General features: G+C 66.3%; 19 protein-coding genes. 11 read left to right on the forward strand and 8 right to left on the reverse strand.

Features of this window, described 5'->3' with window-relative positions; genetic code table 11:
- The first annotated feature begins 47 nt into the window (after nt 1-47).
- From OG203_RS25450 to OG203_RS25475, 6 genes are all read left to right on the forward strand, one after another.
- Nucleotides 48-1,091 carry an MCE family protein gene (locus OG203_RS25450; RefSeq protein WP_405159779.1) on the forward strand — a complete coding sequence of 348 codons (1,044 nt, stop codon included), beginning with the start codon at nt 48-50 and terminating at the stop codon, nt 1,089-1,091.
- A complete protein-coding gene (locus tag OG203_RS25455; RefSeq protein WP_405168003.1) occupies nt 1,091-2,089 on the forward strand; it encodes an MCE family protein in 999 nt (332 codons plus the stop codon). The genes OG203_RS25450 and OG203_RS25455 overlap by 1 nt, the downstream gene beginning before the upstream one ends.
- Nucleotides 2,086-3,195 carry an MCE family protein gene (locus tag OG203_RS25460; RefSeq protein WP_405159780.1) on the forward strand — a complete coding sequence of 370 codons (1,110 nt, stop codon included), beginning with the start codon at nt 2,086-2,088 and terminating at the stop codon, nt 3,193-3,195. The genes OG203_RS25455 and OG203_RS25460 overlap by 4 nt, the downstream gene beginning before the upstream one ends.
- Before the next feature lie 8 nt (nt 3,196-3,203).
- Nucleotides 3,204-4,295: an MCE family protein gene (locus tag OG203_RS25465; RefSeq protein WP_405159781.1), complete on the forward strand. Its 1,092-nt coding sequence runs from the start codon at nt 3,204-3,206 to the stop codon at nt 4,293-4,295.
- Entirely contained in the window at nt 4,292-5,464 is a 1,173-nt protein-coding gene (locus OG203_RS25470) for an MlaD family protein (protein WP_405159782.1), read from the forward strand. The genes OG203_RS25465 and OG203_RS25470 overlap by 4 nt, the downstream gene beginning before the upstream one ends.
- Before the next feature lie 132 nt (nt 5,465-5,596).
- Nucleotides 5,597-6,514: a hypothetical protein gene (locus tag OG203_RS25475; RefSeq protein ID WP_405159783.1), complete on the forward strand. Its 918-nt coding sequence runs from the start codon at nt 5,597-5,599 to the stop codon at nt 6,512-6,514.
- An 81-nt stretch (nt 6,515-6,595) separates the two neighbouring features.
- Here OG203_RS25475 and OG203_RS25480 read toward each other — a convergent pair whose 3' ends face one another.
- The 6 genes from OG203_RS25480 to OG203_RS25505 all read right to left on the reverse strand — a co-directional run bounded on the left by OG203_RS25480 (nt 6,596) and on the right by OG203_RS25505 (nt 12,355).
- On the reverse strand, nt 6,596-7,168 hold the full coding sequence (locus OG203_RS25480; protein ID WP_405159784.1) for a ribonuclease H: 573 nt from the start codon (nt 7,166-7,168) through the stop codon (nt 6,596-6,598).
- 10 nt (nt 7,169-7,178) lie between these two features.
- Nucleotides 7,179-7,649, reverse strand: a complete 471-nt coding sequence (locus OG203_RS25485; protein ID WP_405159785.1) for an SRPBCC family protein — start codon at nt 7,647-7,649, stop codon at nt 7,179-7,181.
- A 171-nt stretch (nt 7,650-7,820) separates the two neighbouring features.
- Nucleotides 7,821-9,011 (reverse strand): L-2-hydroxyglutarate oxidase, encoded by a 1,191-nt coding sequence (lhgO, locus tag OG203_RS25490; protein ID WP_405159786.1) that lies wholly within the window; start codon nt 9,009-9,011, stop codon nt 7,821-7,823.
- Between the two features lie 22 nt (nt 9,012-9,033).
- Complete coding sequence (locus OG203_RS25495) at nt 9,034-9,771, reverse strand: hypothetical protein (RefSeq protein ID WP_405159787.1); 738 nt, start codon at nt 9,769-9,771, stop codon at nt 9,034-9,036.
- Between the two features lie 314 nt (nt 9,772-10,085).
- A complete protein-coding gene (locus tag OG203_RS25500; protein ID WP_405159788.1) occupies nt 10,086-10,877 on the reverse strand; it encodes a TIGR03084 family metal-binding protein in 792 nt (263 codons plus the stop codon).
- A gap of 122 nt (nt 10,878-10,999) precedes the next feature.
- Entirely contained in the window at nt 11,000-12,355 is a 1,356-nt protein-coding gene (locus OG203_RS25505) for a hypothetical protein (protein ID WP_405159789.1), read from the reverse strand.
- Between the two features lie 202 nt (nt 12,356-12,557).
- Between OG203_RS25505 and OG203_RS25510 the strand changes: the two genes are divergently transcribed.
- Nucleotides 12,558-13,274: a cupin domain-containing protein gene (locus OG203_RS25510; protein ID WP_405159790.1), complete on the forward strand. Its 717-nt coding sequence runs from the start codon at nt 12,558-12,560 to the stop codon at nt 13,272-13,274.
- A gap of 4 nt (nt 13,275-13,278) precedes the next feature.
- On the opposite strand, the gene OG203_RS25515 is transcribed toward OG203_RS25510, so the two are convergent.
- Together OG203_RS25515 and OG203_RS25520 are read right to left on the reverse strand one after the other, a co-directional pair.
- A complete protein-coding gene (locus OG203_RS25515) occupies nt 13,279-14,325 on the reverse strand; it encodes a PrsW family intramembrane metalloprotease (RefSeq protein WP_405159791.1) in 1,047 nt (348 codons plus the stop codon).
- Complete coding sequence (locus OG203_RS25520) at nt 14,322-14,864, reverse strand: hypothetical protein (RefSeq protein ID WP_405159792.1); 543 nt, start codon at nt 14,862-14,864, stop codon at nt 14,322-14,324. Before OG203_RS25520 ends, OG203_RS25515 begins: the two co-directional genes overlap by 4 nt.
- Before the next feature lie 188 nt (nt 14,865-15,052).
- On the opposite strand from OG203_RS25520, the gene OG203_RS25525 reads away from it, so the two are divergent.
- From OG203_RS25525 to OG203_RS25540, 4 genes are all read left to right on the forward strand, one after another.
- Nucleotides 15,053-15,664 carry a type II toxin-antitoxin system prevent-host-death family antitoxin gene (locus OG203_RS25525; RefSeq protein ID WP_405159793.1) on the forward strand — a complete coding sequence of 204 codons (612 nt, stop codon included), beginning with the start codon at nt 15,053-15,055 and terminating at the stop codon, nt 15,662-15,664.
- Between the two features lie 4 nt (nt 15,665-15,668).
- Nucleotides 15,669-15,938 (forward strand): Txe/YoeB family addiction module toxin, encoded by a 270-nt coding sequence (locus tag OG203_RS25530; RefSeq protein WP_405159794.1) that lies wholly within the window; start codon nt 15,669-15,671, stop codon nt 15,936-15,938.
- A gap of 173 nt (nt 15,939-16,111) precedes the next feature.
- Entirely contained in the window at nt 16,112-18,472 is a 2,361-nt protein-coding gene (gene lon, locus OG203_RS25535; protein ID WP_405168004.1) for an endopeptidase La, read from the forward strand.
- Nucleotides 18,473-18,568: 96 nt separating this feature from the next.
- Entirely contained in the window at nt 18,569-20,194 is a 1,626-nt protein-coding gene (locus OG203_RS25540) for an FAD-dependent monooxygenase (RefSeq protein ID WP_405159795.1), read from the forward strand.
- Nucleotides 20,195-20,298: the final 104 nt, after the last annotated feature.

The raw sequence follows: 20,298 nt of genomic DNA on the forward strand, positions 1-20,298 counted from the left end.
CAGCGTGCGATGCGCGTGCCGGAACCGAGCGCTGGCGAGGTGGCGTCATGAGTATTCGTAAACCGCTGATCGGCTTCGGCATTTTCGCGATCGTTTCGATTCTCGTCACGGTGCTCGTCTGGAATACGTTGGCGCGCATCGTGAATGGTGACACCAACACCTATTCGGCGACATTCTCCGACGTGCTCGGTCTGCACGAGGGCGACGACGTCCGGATGGCTGGTGTTCGGGTCGGCAAGATCGAGAAGATCGGGCTGGAACGCGACGCGAAATCGAAAAAGCAAGTCGCCAAGGTGACTTTCATCGTCGAGCGGGATCAGAACCTCTTCGATGACACCAAAGCCCTTGTCCGCTACCAGAATCTGATCGGCCAGCGGTACGTGGCCTTGGCACCGGGCAAGTCGTCCAACCCGGTGCAGCTGAAGAACAACGGGTCGATCCCGCTGGACCGGACCGAGCCGTCGTTCGACGTTTCGGGCCTGCTCAACGGTTTTCAGCCGCTGTTCCAGGCGTTGCAGCCCGAGCAGGTGAACCGCCTTTCGGAAACCTTCATCCAGGCGTTGCAGGGTGATGGAGTCTCGTTGAGCGCGTTCATCGTTCAGGCCGCGCAGCTGGCCACCGACTTCCAGCGCCGGGATGCGATCCTGTCCGATGTGATCTCCAACCTCTCCGGTGTGATGGCGGGGTTGGCCAAACGAGGTGATGAATTGGAGACCCTGGTGACCCAGACCCGGGCCTTGATCGGCGGGTTGTACGAGCAGGGCCAGTCGCTGCAGACCTCGACGGTGAAGATCGCCGACGCGACCAGCTCGCTGGTCGACATGGTCGGCAACATCCAGCCGAAGCTGCAGACCGCCCAGAACTCCACCAGTGCCGCGCTGACCCTGCTGCTCGCCAACGGCGCCAAGCTGGATCAGGCCGCGATCGACCTGCCCAACATCCTTTCCGCCGCGGGCAGGCACACCTCGGAGGGCGGTTACGCCAACGCCTATCTCTGCGGCTTGGACGTCTCGCTCTACGGCGTGCTGTTCCCGCGCGGGCTGTTCTCGCAGATCGGTGGCACTTCGCACTCGGCGGTGTGCCGCCCATGATGACGAAGTTGAAGACACGTTTCGCCGCCAATCGCTACTTCTGGCTCGGCATCCTCGGCGGTGCCCTCATCGTGGTGCTGCTGCTCGCGTCCAGCTTGGTCAAGCTGGTCGGCGTCGGCGAGCAGACGGTGCAGGCCGAGTTCGTGCAGGCCGCCGGGATCAAGGTCGGTGACCGGGTCAACGTCGCGGGCGTGACCAGCGGCCGGGTGGACGGAGCGAAGCTGGAGGGCGACCACGTACTGCTGTCGTTGAGCGTCAACAACGGCGTGAAGCTCGGCCCGGACGCGCACGCCTCGATCAAGATGGCCACGCTGCTCGGCGCCAGGTACGTCGATCTCGACCCCGGCGACGGCTCCGGCCTGAAGGGTGGCCGAATCCCGGTGTCCAACACCGCGGTTCCGTACAACCTGGCCGACGTGGTGCAGGAGGGCACGCCGAAGTTCGAGGCACTCGACACCAAGAAGCTGTCCGACTCGCTGAACCTGATCAACCAGCAGATGGGCGATTCCCCCCAGCTGATGGCGCAGGCGCTGGACAGCGTCGGCGCGCTGGCCAAGGTGATGGACAGCCGCAAGACCGAGGTCGACAGCCTGCTCAAGGATCTCGACCGGGTCACCCAGATCCTCGGCGACAACCGCAACAGCGTGCTGTTGGTGATCACCCAGGGTGAGGCCATCGCGAACCGGGTGATGGAACGCCAGGGTCTGCTGCGCCAGCTGCTCGACAATGTCGCGTCGCTGACCAAGCAGCTGCAGCAGATCGGCGCGCAGAACAACAACCAGCTCGGCCCGACCATCCAGCAGCTGAACACGATGTCGGAGGGCTTGCAGAAGAACAAGGACAACCTGGACCGACTGCTGTCGCTGATGCCGCCAACGGTGCGTTACCTGGCGAACTCGTGGGGCGGCAACGGACCGTACGGCAGCGTCGGGCTGCCATGGATCTTCCCCGACAACTGGCTGTGCTTCGCTCAGGCTCTAGAGGGGTGCCAGGGATGACCTTCCGCAACGTTGTCAACGTCCGGACCATCGCCAAGATGCTCGTGGTCAGTGCCGCCGCGCTGGCCGTCGGCAGTTGCTCGCTGGTGCCGAGTTCGGTGAACGACGCACTCGGCCAGACGATTCAGGTCACCGCCGACTTCGAGAACATCGCGGGCATCTTCGAGGGCAACCCGATCACCGTGCTCGGGCTCGATGTCGGCAAGGTCGAGAAGATCGTGCCGAAGGGCACCTTCGTCGAGGTGCACATGTCGATCGACAAGAGCGTGAAGATTCCGAAAGACGCGATGGCCGCGATCATCTCGCCATCCATCGTCACCGATCGGCATGTCGAACTCACCCCCGTATACACCAAGGGCGACACCATGGCCGACGGCGCGCACCTGCCGCTCGGCAAGACCAAGACGCCGGTCGAACTCGATACGATGATCAAGACCATCGATCAGTTCGCCGCCGCGCTCAAGCCGGAACCGGGCAGCGAAGGCATCGGCCCGCTCTCCGGCCGGGTGCTGTACCCGATGATGAACGGCAACGGCGCGAAGATGCGCGACACCCTCAACGCGCTGTCCGGCGCGCTGAAGGTCGGCGTCGACAACAAGGACGCGGTGTCCAACATCATCATCAAGCTCAACGAGCTGACCACGATGCTGGCCGACAACGATCAATCGGTGCGCGACTTCAGCAACCGGATGACCCAGATGACCGGCCTACTCGCCGATCAGGCCCCCGGGCTGGAGGCGACGCTGAATCAGATCAACGACTTCCTCGCCAACACCAGCACCACGCTCGTGCAGTATCAGGATCAGCTGGCCGGCAGCCTGGCCGGACTGACCAACGTCACCAGCCAGCTGCGGCAAAACGCTTACGGCATCACCGAAATCGTCGACGTGGCGCCGATGGTCTTCCAGAACGTCGACAACATCATGAACCGCGAGAAAGGCTACGTCCGGCTGAGCGCGCTCATCGGCACGGCACTGAGCGGCGAACAGGTGAGCCTGTTCTGCGAGCGCATCCAGCTGAAGCCAGACGGTTGCCGAACCGGAAACATGCAGGACTTCGGACCCGACTACGGTCTCACCGCGGCGCTGCTCGGACTGACGAAATGACGTACCGAATGACGATCAAGGCACGCCGCGCGCTGATCGCCGTCGCGGCGGTGGCTGGCGTTGGCATCACCTCGGGCTGCGGTCTCACGGTGGACAAACTGCCGCTGCCCAAGCCGGGTGTTTCCGGTGACACCTATACCGTGCACGCGGTTTTCGAGAACGCGTTGAACCTGCCGGATCAGGCGAAGGTGAAGATCGGTGGTTCCGATGTCGGGGTGGTCTCCAACATCAAGACCAAGAACTTCCAGGCGGTCGTGGATCTGACCATCAGCAAGGACATCGACCTGCCCGACGGCAGCACCGCCGAGCTGCGCCAGGCCACCCCGCTCGGTGACGTGTTCGTCGCGGTGTCCAAGCCCAAGACCCAACCGGGCGCGAACATGCTGCACAACGGCGACACCCTGGGGCTGGACAAGACCTCGGCGGGTGCGACCGTCGAGCAGCTGCTGATTTCGATCTCGATGCTGTTCAACGGTGGTGGGGTGGCGAGTCTGAGCAAGCTGACCTCGGAGCTGGACTCGATCGTCGGCGGTCGAGGCGGGCAGCTTTCGCATCTGATCACCGAAATGACCGGTGTGGTCGGCAGTTTGAACGACAACAGCAAGAAGGTCGATGGTGTGCTGAACGAGTTCAGCGCGCTGGCCAACACCATCGAGGCCCGCCGCGGCGAGCTCGGTCAGGTGGCCGATACGTTGCCGCAGATGATCGGCGCCATCGCCGAGAACAACAGGGCCATCGGTGATTTGCTGACGAAGGTGTCGACCACCAGCGCCGCGCTCGGTGACTATTCCAATACCTCCGGCCAGCAGCTGGGCAGCCTGCTCGACAACACCCACAAGCTGATGGACGCGCTGGCCAACACCGGCGACAACTTCGGCATCCTGCTCGATCGGTTGAAGGTGATCCGGCCCAAGGTCGACGCCACCTTCCGCGGCAAGAGCTTCGCCGTCTACGCCACCGCGACCAACCTCGATCTGAGCGCGCTGAGCGATCCGCAATACGGCGGGTTCCAGGATCTGCGCGATTTCCAGGACCTCGCGGGCAGCCTGATCCAGGTGCTGCAGATCGTGCAGAACCGAGTGCAGGGGGGCCAGCGATGATGGCGAAACTGATGCAGCACAAGCTGGTGCTGTCGAGCATCGGCCTGGTGCTGGTGTTCCTGATCGGCGCCACCTACCTGATGATCAGCATCATGCGGGTGAATCCGCTGAAGTCCAGCTACACCGTCACGGTGAACCTGGACCGCTCTGGCGGGCTGCAGCCAGGCAACGATGTGACCCTGCGCGGCTACCGGGTCGGCAAGGTGACCTCGATCAAGCTGACCGATCGCGGGCAGGCCATCGCCGCGGCGGCCGAGATCGAGAGCAAGTACAAGATCCCGGTCGACACCGCGATCTCGGTGCAGGCGCTTTCCGGCGCTGGCGAGCAGTACATCGACTTCCGCCCGGCCAGCGACCAGGCGCCGTACCTCGGCAACGGCGCGGTGATCAAATACGACGCGGACAAGATCAAGACGCCGACCCCGATCTGGTCGGTCCTCGACAACTCCAGCGCACTGATCGCACAGGTCGATCCGGATAAGTTCGGCGTCATCCTGCACGAGCTCGACATCGCGCTCAGCGGCGGCCCCGATCAGTTGCGCGGCATGGTCAACGGCATCAGCCTGGCCATGGCCGGGTTCGACAGTCTGCTGCCGCAGACCACGAACCTGATCGCCAACCTGCGCACCATCGCCGACACGACCTCCAACGCCCAGCCCGATCTCGGCACGCTGACCCGCAATTCCGGCCAGCTGTTCAGTCAGTTCAACAACGCCAATGCCGAACTGCAGGGCATTCTCGAGAAGGCGCCAGGCCAGCTGAGCAGCCTCGGCGCGGTGCTCGACAAGACCAGCGATCCGATCACCAGCCTGGCGACCAACTTCGCGGCGATGACCAAGGCCGCGCAGCTGCGCCTGCCCGCGTTGCGCGCGCTGTTCCCGTCGCTCGCGGTCGGCGCGTCCGCGCTCGGGGTGCCCGCGCACGACGGCGAATTCCACGCGATCATCGACCTCTGGCCGCGCCCGTACTGCACGTACAACACGCCGATGATCCGCAACGAAGTCATCCAGGACGGCACGGTTCCCAAGTGGAACTACTGCGAGAATCCGCCTCCTGGTACCGAAATCCGTGGCGCGGCGAACGCACCGCGACCCGATGTGCCGAACAACGGCGCGCATATGCCGCCGGGTGTTGATCCGAACGAACGGACCCTGCCCCCGGTGCGGTGAGTTGCCCCCTGTCCTGCGGCGAAACCGTGGGTCCGGGCATACTCGCCGAGACAACGCGTACGGTTCGCCCGAGATGCGGGCCCGTCAGTCGATCGGTGCGCCCGCGCGCCGGGAAAGTGCAGGTTTGTATCGATGTCCACCGATGACGCCGACACCAACAAGGACGCCGAGACCACCGAGGACACCTCGGTGACCGAGGGCGCTGCGACGGCGAAGGCCGAGAGCGCCGAGGCAGCGAAGGTCGAGGACACCACGGTGGCCAAGCCTGAGCTGTCGAAGGCGGAGCCTGAGCCGAAGCCAGCCGAGGCAGCAACCGATGAGGCCGACAAGAAGGCGGACAAGGCGGCCCCGAAGGCCGATGCCGACGCGGCCGAACCGGCCACCTCGAAACGGTCCGCCTCGCTGCCGCTGATCGCCGCGTTCGTGGCCGGCGTGCTCGCGGTGGCGGCGATCACCGCGGTGGTGGTGTTCTTCCTGCAGGGCAAGGACCGCGGCGACAAGCTCGACGCGATCCGGGATTCGACGCAGGCCGGCTGCACCTTCGGCAAGGACGTGTCGAGCTACGACTACACGAAGAACCTCGACGACTACTTCGCCAAGGTCAAATCGCAGGCCGGTGGGGAATTCCTCAAGGAGTTCGGCGATGCCAGCTCCGCGCTCAAGGACGCCATGGTTCAGGCGAAGGTGAAGTCGTGGGCCGACGACGTTCAGTGTGGTTACCAGTCCGGTGACAAGTCCGAGGCGAAGGTGCTCGTCACGCTCACGGAATACCGGACCAACTTCACTCAAACGACCCCGGAGCGTCAGTTCGTCGTGCTGATCGCGCAGTTGACGAAGTCGGGTGACAAGTGGCAGGTCGAGAAGCTCGATTCGCCGATGCTGAAGGGTGGCGGTACCGGACTGCCCGGCGCTCCGGATGCTCCCGCACCGGGCAACGTGACGCCGGATTCCGGTGCCGCACCGGGTGCCCCCACGCCGGGCGCCGCGGCACCGGGTGCCGCTCCGAGCGGACCCGCGCAGAGCGGGCAGCCGCAGCAAGCTCCCCGGTAGCGATACACCGAGCGCCTCCGGCGGTGGGCCGAGCCACCACCGCCGGAGGTCATTCGGGCGGTCGGTCTCTGCTCGGACGGATCAGAACAGCGTCAAAGTGTGCGGCGCCGACGGCGCGGCCGCCTTCCCCGCGGCCTTGTCGATCGGCGCTTCCGGCGCCGTCGGCGTTTCTTCCACAGTCACCGCGGGAATCGCCGCGGTGTTCGCCTCGCAGACAGCCGACGTGGCGGCCGCCTTCCGAGCCGCTTCACCGGCAAGCGCGTCGGCCTGCTCGTTGAAGTAGTTGCCGACATGTCCACGGACCCAACGGAACCGGACCGGGCCGGGCCTGCTGGCGATCGCTTTGTCGATCTGCCGGATGAGTTCGACGTTCTTCACGGCGCCACCGGTGGAGGTGCGCCAGCCGTTGACCCGCCAACTGGAGATCCATTCCGACGCGCACTTGATCGCGTAGAGCGAATCGCTTTCGATCAGCAGGGGCTCGGAGCTCGGATGGGCGAGAATCGCCTCGAGTACCGCGCGTAGCTCCGCGACCTGATTGGTGCCGGACGCGCCGCCGCCGCTCATCGAGGAGCCCTGATGATTGACCCAAGCCCAGCCGATGGCGCCGCCGGGGTTGCGGAGGCAGGATCCGTCGGTGCTCACGATGATCATGGCTGGCACCCTACGCAATCCGACCGACAAGATCGGTACCGTGGAATTCTTCTATCTCCCTTCGCAATTGGGACTCGGTGCGGCGGAGCGCCGATTTCACGGCGGAATCCACCAGACCGACACAGAGGCGCCCCACGAAACCGCGTGGGGGGCTGTACTCCGCCTCGGACGTCAGCACCGACCGCCCGTATCCGAGCGGATCGAAGCGCAGCGTCAGGGTCCCGGACAAACGCCCACGCAGCGTATACCCGATCACCACGTTCCGACGATATTCGGTGACCTCGCATGTCATCGTCGGCCGCCAGAACACCAGCCGCGCGGTGGTCGTGAAGATCGCGCCGAGGCCGGCGTCGAGTTCGCCGGTCGGCTCGAAGTCGGCGACCGCGAACATCCAGTCCGGTACGAACAGATGGTTGTCCGTGTAGGTGAAGGCGACCTCGACCGGCGCCCCGACGTCACTCGCGTACTTGATGTGGCCCATCAGGCCCTCCCTGTTCCACGACTGGCGTTAAAAGTACTACAGCTCTCCTCTTTATTGGAGCGGTTGCGCGGGATTTGGTGAGCCGGTTTTCCACATTGCTACCGGCCGGTTGCTTGGTTGCTCGTCGCTGGTCAATAGCTGAATTGGACCGGTCGGTCTTGTTCTGAGCGGTCAGAGCTGATCGACGATGTGCTCGGCGATGGGCATGGCCGAGGTGGCCGCGGGCGATGGCGCGTTGAGCACGTGCACCGAGCGCGGCGTGCGTTCGATCATGAAGTCGTGCACCAGTGTTCCGTCCCGCAGCACCGCCTGCGCGCGAATCCCCGCCTCGCGTGGGCGTAGATCGGCGAGGGTCAATTCGGGGCAGTACCTTCGGCATTCGGCCAGATAGCCGCGCTTGAACAGTGAATTGCGCAGTTCCCGCAGCCCGGTCCGCACGTTCGCCGCGGCCACCCGGTGCACGCCGGGGAAACCGAGCACCGCCCGCGCGTCCTTGGCGTCGAAACTGCCTTTGCGATAACCCTCTCTGGCCAGCCCGAGTACCGCGTTCGGCCCGACGGTCAGCGTGCCGTCGATGGTCGGACTCAGATGCACCCCGAGGAAGGGCAGCGTGGGATCGGGGATGGGATAGATCAGCGTGCGCACCAGCCCGGCCCGTTCCGGCGGCAGCTGGTAGTACTCGCCACGGAACGGGACGATCCGGAAGTCGTTGCGCAGCCCGGCCATTCGAGCCAGCCGATCGGCCTGCAGTCCCGCGCACGCCACCAGGGTGCGCGCCGTCCATGTTCCGGTCGGCCCCGTCGCGGTGACCGCCGCGTCGGTTTCGGCGAGCGCGGTGATCTCGGCGCCGAAGACGAGTTGCCCACCGGCCGAACGGACCTCGTCGGCCAGTGCGGTGGTGATCGCGGTGTAATCGACGATGCCGGTATCCGGCACGAACAATGCGCCGACGCCGGTCACCCTCGGCTCACGCCCACGCAGTTCGGCGGCGTCGAGCAGTTCGACCGCGACGCCGTTGGCCACCGAACGCTCGTGCAACGCGAGCATCCGCTGCCGCTCGGCCGCGTCGGTGGCGACCAGCAGCTTGCCACACACCTCGAACGGAATCCCGTGCGCCGCGGCGAATTTCTTGGTCCAGCTCGCGCCACGGCGGCACAGCCGCGCCTTCAGGCTGTCCGGCGGATAGTAGATACCGGAATGGATGACGCCGCTGTTGTGTCCGGTCTGATGGGTAGCCAGCGCCTCGGCCTTCTCCAGCAGCACGAGGGTCGCGCCGGGATGGCGGTGCAGTATCCGATGCGCCGTCGCCACCCCGACGATGCCACCGCCGATCACACAGAAGTCGTAGGTACTGTTCGGCATACCGAGAACAGTAGGCCGAGCGTTACACCGCCACGGTCTGTTCCGCGCTCGCACCGGAGGCGATCGCATGGTCCGTCGCGGCCGGTTCGGGCGTTGTGGTCGACACGCGGGTGTCCGGCGCGGGTTTCGGGTTCGGTGCCGGGGCGCGGTTGAGCCGCAGATCGTGATCGCCGAGTGCCGGATCGGTCAGCATGAGCACCACTTCGCCACTGCGCGTGTCGAATTCGGTGCGCAGCTGGGTGATGCCTTGGTGTTCCTGTGGGTGACCGGTCAGCACGGTGAAGGCGTTGGTGCCGACGGTGACCGAGATCGTGTCGGTGCGCACGGCCGTCACCTGCGCGTCGAGGTAGGCATCGCCGAGTCGCAGCTTCGCGGCGACCGTGTCCTGGTGCGGGACGAACGCCGAATCAGTATGCGGGGCAGCGGCTTTCGGGGTCGGTACGGCCACGCCGAGCGGATGCCTGGTGAATGCCACGGGCAGTCCGTGATGTCCGCCGGTCAGCACGGTATCCGTCCAGGCCCCGTCGCTCGTCGAGTCCTCGACGGCCTGCGCGGGTGGTGCGGCGATATCGCCGCCGGGCCGGTTGAGGTCGGCTATCTGATGCACGATGTACGAACCCGCGACCACGGTGAGGCTCAGGCTGGCGGCACCCGCGAGGACGATCGCGGCGTGCCGAGCGATCTGGGCTTGCTTTTTTCTTATCACGATGTGTTCCTTCCCTGCTCCCCTGGCAAGTCGGCCCACATCGTTGAAAGCCATACGGTTGTCCAGGTTACGGCGCGGCCGTACGGGGCATTGCCTCGGGGAGAGCAGGATCACAGTCCCCAGCGGATCGGCCGACGAACCGGCACCGAATCCGTGGGGTCGTTTATGTTTCCAGCACCTCGAGGGCGGGTAAATAAATCTCTAGCTGGCGAGCGTCATCCTCGACTGCCACATCGAGACACCCGGCCAATGGCGTCCGGCCGACACGAACGGCGCACCCAAGTGTGGCGCTCGCCCGCTCCCGAAATCTTTGGATCGGGTCGGGTGTCGGCGATGGCCGGATGTACGCATCCGGCCATCGCTGATTTTCAGGCGAATTGACCCGCCGCCCGGCCCGCGCCCGTCGGCCCCGCGAAGGCCTGCGCGAAGGTCAGCCATTCTGTCGCGTCCTGGCCGGCCACCTCGATCGCGAGGTCGTCGGGATGGCGGCGCTGGGTTACCAGCAGGCAGAAGTCGAGCGCGGGTCCGGTGACGCGCTGCTCGGCGTCCTCGGGTCCCCACGACCAGATCGTGCCGTCGGGCGCGGTGAGCTCGACCCGGAATTCGGCTGCGGGCGGCGTCTTTCCGTGCACGGTGTAGGCGAAGTTCCTGGTCCGCACGCCGATGTGGGCCACGGTGCGCAGCCGCGCGGTCGGCGTCCGGGTAATGCCGATGGCGTCGGCCACATCCTGGCCGTGCGCCCAGGTTTCCATGATGCGGGCGGTGATCATCGAGGCCGCGCTCATCGGCGGGCCGAACCAGGGCAGCTTGGCGCCAGCGGGCACCGCGCGCAGCGCGTCGGTGAGCGATTTACGGCCGCGGTGCCACCGATCGAGCAGGTCCGCGGGCGGCACGGTCGACGCTTCCTCGGCCGCCTCGTCGACGAAGGTGAATGCCTTCGGCCCTGCCTCGGTCACCAGTCGCTGGAAGGCCACGTTATCGGTGGCGGCGACCGTCGCGACCTCGTCGGTCCAGGCCAGATGGCCGATCTGATGGGCGACGGTCCAGCCGGGTGCGGGAGTGGCGAGCGCCCAGTCGGCCGCCGCCAGCGGGCTGACGATTCGTTCCAGATCCGCGCACTCGTCGGCGAAATCGTTGAGCAGCGCTTCGAGGTCAGCCATGGTCGCCTGCCGATCAGTTGAACGCACACCACCGCGTGTGCCGTCGCGGTTCAGCATCGCAGTGGCCACGCAGAAATGCAAGCACGCGTGATTGTATTTCTGTCGACCGCCAGAACGCTTGTCTACCAGCCGAAAATGATCAGGTGCGAGAGGCCGACGGCCAGCCCGAGCACCGCGCCGTGCAGATACAGCAGCCACGCGTCCTGCTCCACCGAGGCATAGAACATCTCCATGAACTCCCCCGGCGTCAGCTGCCGAAGCTTGCGCGCCGCGAACACGTCGATGGTCTTGGCCTGCTCCAGGGTGAATTCCTCGTCCTCCACCAGACTCGGCGCCAGCCCGACCGCCGCCCCGGCCGCGCCCGCCTTGAGGTTGTCGAACTGGCGACGCCCGAGGGCCGCGCGCACGAACGAGGTGGTCGGGCCGAGCTGGCGGTGGATCTCGTCGGAGACGAGCCGTTCCAGCAGCTGGCGGGTCTTGTCGCCGTTGGGTCCGTCCAGCAGTTCCTTCGACAGGTTTGGCAGCGTCAGCACCTGATAGGCCAGGATGTTCGCGAGGTCGGTCGCGGCCTGCGGCTGGCGTTTGGCCAGCAGCGCCTGCTGCCACAGGTACTTGTACCAGGGCTGCGGGTCGCCCGGCTCGAACACCATCTTGACCGCGATGACATTGACGATCACGCCGATCGCCGCCGAGGCGAGCAGCACGATCACCCAGCCCGGTACCAGGCCGAACACCGGAATGTGCTGGTGCACATGCATATACAGCGCGAGGAGCAGGCCGAACGGCGCGCCGAGCAGGCCGATCCTGACCATGAAGCGCAGCTCCGGCGCCGCGATCGTGGTGGTCAGATCCTTGAGGATGCCGGGGTTGTCCTGCAGATACCGGATGACGAAGCTCTTGATGTCGATGAGCTGATCGACGTTGTCGCCAAGTGATTCGAACGCGCGCCGCGACAGCGCGGGCATTTCCCGGTCAACCCGCTGGTAGATGATCTGCTTGGCCGCGCGCGGCACGGTGCGCCACAGGTCGGGGTTCTCCCGGTTCATCAGCTCGTCGACCAGCGGCTGCACCTGTTTACGGGCGAGCACCGCGACGTAGTCGGCGATGCCGTCCAGGTCGAGTTCATGGATGAAGTCGCGCGGGCTGCCGATCCGCATCAGCGCCTTGTCGACGCAGATGCTCGCCATCTTCTCGGCCCGCGCCGGGATGAACCCCTGGAAGCCGAGCTGCCGTCCGTCCCCGGAGAAGGTCGGCAACACCTGAACGCGGCGCGGGAAATACGGATACAGCAGATACAGTCCCGGGATTCGGAAACCGCGAAATCGCTCCGGCCAGAACAACATCAGTACGCCGGTCCAGTTGGTCAGCCAGCCGGCGAGCGCGCTGAAGATCGGGAACGTCACCAGATCGACCACGAACTTGGACTGGCCCGTCAGATCTTCCCAATCGATGAACACGCCGGCGGCGAGTGAACTCATCGATGGATCTCCCTAGGCCGAACCGGCGGAACCGCCGGTATGAGGTATCAAGGCCCCAACATTGTCATTGCGTTGGAGCGAGTGTCAACGCGGGCGCACGGTAGCGCGGCGGGGCTACCATGAGCGCGCCCGAGCTGGATCTGGGCGTGAGCATGGCATCCCCCTCGCGCGGTCGCGGACCGCCGACGTCGCAGGAGGTCGCGTGTCCGAAAACCCAGTTCCCGACAACCTACCGACCGAGGACGACGACGCGCGGCTGAGCCGTCGCCGGGTCATCGGGACCGGCGCCGCCATCGGTGGCGCGGCCATCGGTGGCGCGCTCGCCGCGACGGTAGGCGGGTCCGCCAGAGCCGAGCAGACCAGCGCAACGCCCGCGGCGGATTCGAATACCAAGCTGGACACCGACGCTCACCTGTTCCGGCTCACCTCGGCCGAGCCGGACCGATACGACGGCGGCACGTTGCGCGGCGCACACGAGGGCACCTTTCCGGTGCTGACCGGGCAGCAGGCGTCGGTCTATTTCGTCGAACTCGAGGTCGGCGCCATCCGCGAGCCGCATTGGCATCCGACGGCGTGGGAACTCAACTACATCATCTCCGGCAAGGCCGACTGGACGATCCTCGGCACCCATCCGGACGGCACCTATCGTAACGACGCCTTCGCGGCGAAGCAGGGCGATCTGGTGTTCGTGCCGCAGGGTTTCTTCCACTACTTCGGCAATGCGAGCACCGAGCAACCCCTCCAGGTTCTGGTGGTTTTCAATACCAGCGCGCAGGAACCCAACGACGACATCGGCATTGTCGCAACGGTGAATTCGCTGCCCCGCGAGATCCTCGCGGCCGCGTTCGGTGTTCCGGTTTCCGCGTTCGGCGCCGTGCCCACCGAGGTCAAGCCGGTGGTGATCACCAGGCGCAAGTAGTGCCTCACGCCGGAATGCGAATACCCGATCCCGCACCGGTGTCCTGGACCCAGTCGAGCAGGACGCGCTGCCGCTGTACCTGATGACGTCGGTTGCGCTGACCGCTCATCCGCTCCGCCTTGCGGGCCCGGCGCCGGCTTTGCCGCGAGATCAGCGTGCTCAGTTCACCGGCCGGCGCGATCCCCCGCGTCACCGCCCAGCCGACCACCGCGCGGAACCATTGCCGTTCGGTGTGCACCACCCAGGAATAGACGATGGCGAAGATCAGGATGTACAGCAGCGTCCGCGCGACGATCGAGCCGATCGGGATGTTCGCCGGACTCGGTGCGTCCCAACCGAAATGCAGTGCGGCACCGAGCAGATAGAACATGACGAAGACCTGTGCACGCCGCCTGGCCGGCCAGTCCGATCGCGTCACCGCGAGCACGATGCCGATACCAGCCAGGGCGGTGAGCATCCAGTGCGAGGTGATGCCGGTGAGCAGCCGCACGACGCCGACCAGCACCGCGGTCGCCGAATTGTCCTGCGCGGACAGCAATCCGGCATTGGCCGAGTAGGTGATGTTCTCGACGACCTGGAACCCGAGGCCGGTACAGCCGCCGAGCAACAGCCCGTGTATCGGCCGATTCAACAGCGGCCGCGCGAGCCACGCCACGGCGAACACGCCGATGCCCTTGACCGCCTCCTCCACGATCGCCGCGGAAATCGGTGCCTGCCAGTCGATGGCGAACGCGTCACCGGCCAGGTTCCGCACGATCCGCATGTTGTTGTCGTTGGCGAACATGGCGATGCCAGGCCCGGCCAGCGCACCCCAGACAAAGCCCATGACGAGCGGTGTCCGGATTCGGTGCCGCGCGTGCAGCCGATCCAAATGCAGGACCAGCCAGCCGAAGACGACCAGGGTCGCGAGGGTGAACGGCAAGCCGACCAGGATGTCGCGCCAGGTCAGCGCGGCGACCGGTGTCACCTGGAGCACGAGACCGACCAGGCCGAGCAGCGAGATCAGGCAATACGTCCAGAACAGCGCCGATCTCGGCTGGAACCACCTCATCGGCGCACCTTCAGCGTGTCGAGCACCTTCGTCAGCTCGGGCAGCGTCGCGTCGTCACCGATGAGCACCATCGTGACCGCCAGTTTCTCGCTGCCGACGATCGCGCACACTCCCGCGCGATCGGTGCCGCGACAGGTCCGCCCGCTGAATCCGTTCGGCGTCTTGACCTGCGCGCCGTCGAAGCTCGCCGCGAAGCCCTGTGCGCCAAGCACTTTCCGCCGCCATTCGGCAGCGTCGGCGAAGTCCGTGACGCCGTCGATCACACTCACCGCGAGTCGCGAACCATCCGGAGCCATCAGCACGGCGGTCGTCTGGTCCCCCGTCGGCCTGCGCTGCCAGCCGCCAACGCCGCCGAAGCTGACCGTGTCCGGCTCCTCCCCCGGCGCGGTCACCGTGATCGCCGCGTCAGCGGCGACCGGTGTCTCCCTGGTCGGCACGAGCGCGGCGAGGGCCGCCGGGACCGCGATCAGCGCCGCGACCACCGCGAGCACCAGCCCGGCCGGTTTCCAGTCGTGGCCGGTGCGGGTCGGCCAACTCATGCACGTGCTCCCCTCGGCGGTCTGCTGCGCGCTACCGAGAAACTGCCACCGACCAGCGGTGCGGTCGGCTCAACGATAAGCCAGGCCGCAGCGTTTCCCGGGGAACACGCCCGCCGCTACTGCTGTACGGCATGTTGTACGAGTCAAGGTGTACGATATGTCGTACGACTTCTAAGGGGTGATTGCCGATGTCAGCGCTACCGATCTCGACCGTTCGTCAGGACCTATTCGGACTGGTGAAGAAGGTCAACGACGACCACGACCAGGTGACGGTGGTCACGAAGACCGGTGAGAACGCCGTTCTCATGGCCGAGTCCGATTGGAACTCGATCATGGAGACGTTGTACGTGCTCCAGACGCACGGAGGCGCGCAATTGCTTGCTTCTGCTGAGGACGCTCGTGCAGGGCGCACGGAAGCTCACGCCCTGATCGACCCGGACGACGAGACGTCGGCAGAACTGCCGACTCGCGTTTTCACGCTCCAGCGCGGTGACGTTGTCTGGGCGGTCGAGCCTAAGTTCCACAACGAATCTGCGACCGATGACGACGTCCCGGACAAGCTTCTCGTTGAGGGCGCGAAGCGATACGCGGTTGCGCCGGGTGCGGTGCTGTGGGCAATCGCGGAGAAATTCTATGGCGACGACGCCGGAGCAACCAACTCCGCGGATCGCTTCAAGCGCTTTGTGGATGAGTTGCAGTCTCGCGTAGCTGAAAATGAGTTCGTGTCGTTGTGGACCGGCAAGCCGGACGACACAACCGGGATTCGCCGGTCGGTACATCCGCGCCGACGGAAGGCGTGATGGCGTGCCCGATCGGAAGTTGACGTTCACTGCCCAGGGATGGCGTAGCTATGCATCCTGGCTGCCGCGGGATCGTGCGGTACTGAAGGCGGCGAACAAGATGATCAACGCCGTGCTTGCTGATCCGTTCGCTGGGATCGGTAAGCCCGAGCCGCTGCGATATCAGCTTGCCGGGCACTGGTCGCGACGGATTAGCCAGGAGCACCGGTTGGTCTATTACGTCACCGATACCGAGGTTGTCATTGTGCAGGTGGGAAGTCACTACGACGACTGACGTGCGGGATTCGATTTCTTCTTCGCCCACAGCGAACGTGGGGCGGATTCGGAACAAAGGGGGAAGGGCGGGGGTTGAGTTGGTATCGCTCAACTTTTGGAAGGGTCGAACACGTGACTACACCACAGAACCTGCCGGTGCTGTTCCTGACCGATCCGATCGTGCTGCCGGGCATGGTCGTGCCCATCGAACTGGACGAATCGGCGCAGGCTGCCATCGATGCCGCGCGCGCGGCCAAGACCGACGCGGTGCTGTTGGCGCCGCGGCTCACCGAGGGCTACGCCTCTTACGGCGTGGTCGCCACCATCGAACAGGTCGGGCGGATGCGCGGCGGCGCACCAGCGGCCGTGCTGAAGGCCGAGCGGCGCGCGAAGATCGGGCACGGGGTGACCGGGCCCGGTGCCGCGCTGTGGGTCGAGGCCGAGCCGGTCGAGATCCCCGCCGCGGACGGCCGGACGAAAGAGCTCGCCGCCGAATACAAGAAGCTGGTCGTTTCGGTGCTGCAGCGCCGCGAGGCCTGGCAGATCATCGACGCGGTCAATCAGCTGACCGATCCGTCGGCGATCGCCGATACCGCGGGCTACGCGCCGTACCTGACCGACGATCAGAAGCGTGAACTGCTCGAAACTCCCGACGTCACGCAACGGCTGAACACGCTGATCGAGTGGACCAAGGACCACATCGCCGAGGCCGAGGTCACCGAGAAGATCAGTGACGACGTCCGCGAGGGGCTGGAGAAGAGCCAGCGCGAATTCCTGCTGCGCCAGCAGCTCAACGCGATCCGCAAGGAACTCGGCGAGGACGAGCCCGACGGCGCCGACGACTACCGCACCAGGGTCGAGCAGGCCGACCTGCCCGACAACGTGCGCGCCGAGGCGCTGCGCGAGGTCGGCAGGCTGGAACGCGCCAGCGATCAGAGCCCGGAAACCGGCTGGATCCGGACCTGGCTCGACACCGTGCTCGAGCTGCCGTGGACGGTGAAAACCACCGACAGCACCGATGTCTCGGCGGCTCGCGCGGTGCTCGACGCCGATCACCACGGCCTGGACGAGGTCAAGGACCGCATGGTCGAGTACTTGGCCGTGCGTTCCCGGCGAGCCTCGCGTGGGCTCGAGGTCGTCGGCGGACGTGGCTCCGGCGCGGTGCTCGCGCTGGTCGGTCCGCCCGGTGTCGGCAAGACCTCGCTCGGCGAATCCGTGGCACGGGCCATGGGCCGCAAGTTCGTTCGCGTCGCGCTCGGCGGCGTGCGCGACGAGGCCGAGATCCGTGGCCACCGGCGCACCTACGTCGGCGCGCTGCCCGGCCGGATCGTGCGCGCCATCAAGGAGGCGGGTTCGATGAATCCCGTTGTCCTGCTGGACGAGATCGACAAGGTCGGCTCGGACTTCCGTGGCGACCCGGCGGCCGCGCTGCTCGAGGTGCTCGATCCGGCGCAGAACCACACGTTCCGCGATCACTACCTCGATCTGGACCTCGACCTGTCCGACGTGCTGTTCATCGCCACCGCCAACGTCATGGAGACCATCCCCGGCCCGCTGCTGGACCGGATGGAGCTGATCACCGTCGACGGCTACACCGAGGACGACAAGGTCGGCATCGCCCGCGACTTCCTGGTGCCGAGGCAGCTGGAACGCAACGCGCTGACCACCGACGAGGTGACCGTCACCGACGAGGCGCTGCGCGAGATCGCCGCCAACTACACCCGGGAGGCCGGGGTGCGGCAGATGGAGCGCCTGATCGCGAAGGCGTTGCGCAAGGCGGCGACTCGACTGTCCGAGGACGGAATCGGCGCGTCCGACACCGATCTCGGCTACGAGGCCGAACTCGGTTACGACGCATTGGTGAAATCCGCAGGCAGCGAGCAGAAGTCGCTGACCATCGACCTGGATGATCTGAAGGACTACCTTGGTCGTCCGCGCTTCACCCCCGACTCGGTGGAACGCACCGCGGTCCCGGGTGTGGCGACCGGCCTCGCGGTCACCGGCCTCGGCGGCGACGTTCTCTACATCGAGGCCAACGCCGCGGAGGGCGAGCGCTCGCTGACCCTGACCGGCCAGCTCGGCGACGTGATGAAGGAGTCCGCGCAGATCGCACTGACCTACGTGCGCTCGCACCTGGCGGAGATCGGCATCGAGCCGTCGGTGCTCGATCGCAATATCCACGTGCACTTCCCGGCGGGCGCGGTCCCCAAGGACGGACCGTCGGCGGGCGTCACCATGGTCACCGCGCTGGTGTCGCTGGCACTGGGCAGGCAGGTGCGCGCCGATGTCGGCATGACCGGCGAGGTCACGCTGAACGGACGGGTGCTGCCGATCGGCGGCGTCAAGCAGAAGCTGCTCGCCGCCCAGCGCGCGGGCCTGAAGACGGTGTTCATTCCGGCTCGCAACGAGCCGGACCTGGACGACGTCCCTGCCGAAGTGCTTGCCGCACTGGAGGTCCGCCCCGTCGCCGACGTGGCCGACATCCTGGCCTACGCCATCGAGCCGGTCGCCGAACCGGCGTTGGACGGACGGGCCTTCGCCGCCTCCGCCTGACGTGCTCCGAAGGAGCCGGGCACCTCAGGTGCCCGGCTCTTTCTCATGTAATCGGTACGCAAGGGCCGTGCAAGCGGTCGCGCACAACATCGGTGCATGACTTCGACACAGCAAGTACCCGTTCTCCTCGTCGGCGGTGGCCTGGTCGGACTGTCCGCCGCGCTCTTTCTCGAATACCACGGGGTGCCGTTCGTGCTCGTGGAGAAGCGAACCGGTGTGTCGGTGCTGCCTCGCTCGCGCGGCGTGCACACCAGGACCGTCGAGTTGTTCCGGCAGCTCGGCATCGAGAACCGGGTTCAGCAGGCCGCCGCGACCGCGTTGCGGGCGGGCCGGTTCGGCGGCGCGCGGCGGGGCGCGACGCTGGCGGTGGCCGAGCCGCTCGATCTCGGCAATTTCGTGAACAGCCTGTCGAACCACGAACCCAGCCCGTCCAGCTTCTGTTTCCTGCCGCAGGTGCAGCTCGAGCCGGTGCTGATCGAGCTGGCCCGCGAGCGCGGCGGTGACCTGCGTTTCGGTGTCGAGCTGACTGAATTCGCGGCCGACGACGAAGGTGTCACCGCTACTTTGCGCGATCAGGCGGGCGGCGTCTCGACTATTCGGGCCGACTACCTCATCGCCGCCGACGGCGCGGGCAGCCCGATTCGGCGGGCGCTCGGGATCACCGGCTGGGAGCTGCCGCCGACACACCACTACCTCAATGTCTTCGTGCGGACCGACCTCACCGAGGTGCTCGACGGCCGCACCTTCAGCCAGTGCGAGATCGTCAACGACAAGGTGCGCGGCTTGGTGCTGGCGAAGAACAACACCGACGACTGGTCGTTCCACCTCGAATACGACCCCGCGCGTGCGGGTTTGGCCGACTATCCCGACGAACGCTGTGTCGAGCTGATCCGCGCCGCGATCGGTGTGCCCGATATCGCGGTCGAGGTGCTGGCGAAAGCCGCCTGGGACACCGGTGTTTTCGTCGCGGACGAATACCGCCGCGACCGGATCTTCCTGGTCGGTGACGCCGCGCACCGCCACGCGCCGTGGGGTGGTTACGGCGCCAACACCGGAATCGCGGACGCGCACAACCTGATCTGGAAGCTCGCGTCGGTGCTGTCCGGCACGGCCGGGCCCGCGCTGCTCGACACCTACCAGCCCGAGCGGCGTCCGCGCGCGATCGTCGGCGCTGAGCAAGCCAGGCTCGGCACCGACTTCGACACCCGCTACGGCGTCGAAACCCCGGACAACGCAGCCGATCTCGCCCGTCAGCTGAATACCGATACGGTCATGACCCGGTACCGGTACACCTCGACCGCCGTCCTCGGCGACAGCGCGGGCGCACCGCACGTCGACCAGCTGACCGGCCAGGTCGGTACCAGGGTGCCGCACCTGTGGGTCGATGGGTCGCAGCAGATCTCGACCCTGGATCTGAACGGTCCTGGCTTCGCGCTGCTGGTCACCGGCACCTCGGCGGCGTGGCGCGACGCGGTCGCGGATGCGCAGTGGGACACCGGAATCGACATCACCGTGCACGCGTTGCCCGATGCCGAATGGGCCGCACGCACCGGCCTGCCGGAAGGCGGTGCGCTGCTCGTCCGACCGGACGGGATCGTCGCCGGTCGCTCCGACGAAGATCTCTACCCGAGCACGCTCACGGCGGCGCTGCGTCGCATCGTCGGCGGGTTGGCAAGTGGGGCAATGTCTCTCGATGACGCGGGCGCGTCAACTGGCGTCTGATCCCGAGCCGGGACAACTCTGCCAAGCGCGTTCACGACCGCCACCCAGGCATGTTCGCGACCGCCGCGAGGCACGTTGGCGACCGTCGCGAAGGCAAGCGCATC

This window comes from Nocardia sp. NBC_01499 (assembly GCF_045040275.1).
Taxonomy (GTDB): Bacteria; Actinomycetota; Actinomycetes; order Mycobacteriales; family Mycobacteriaceae; genus Nocardia.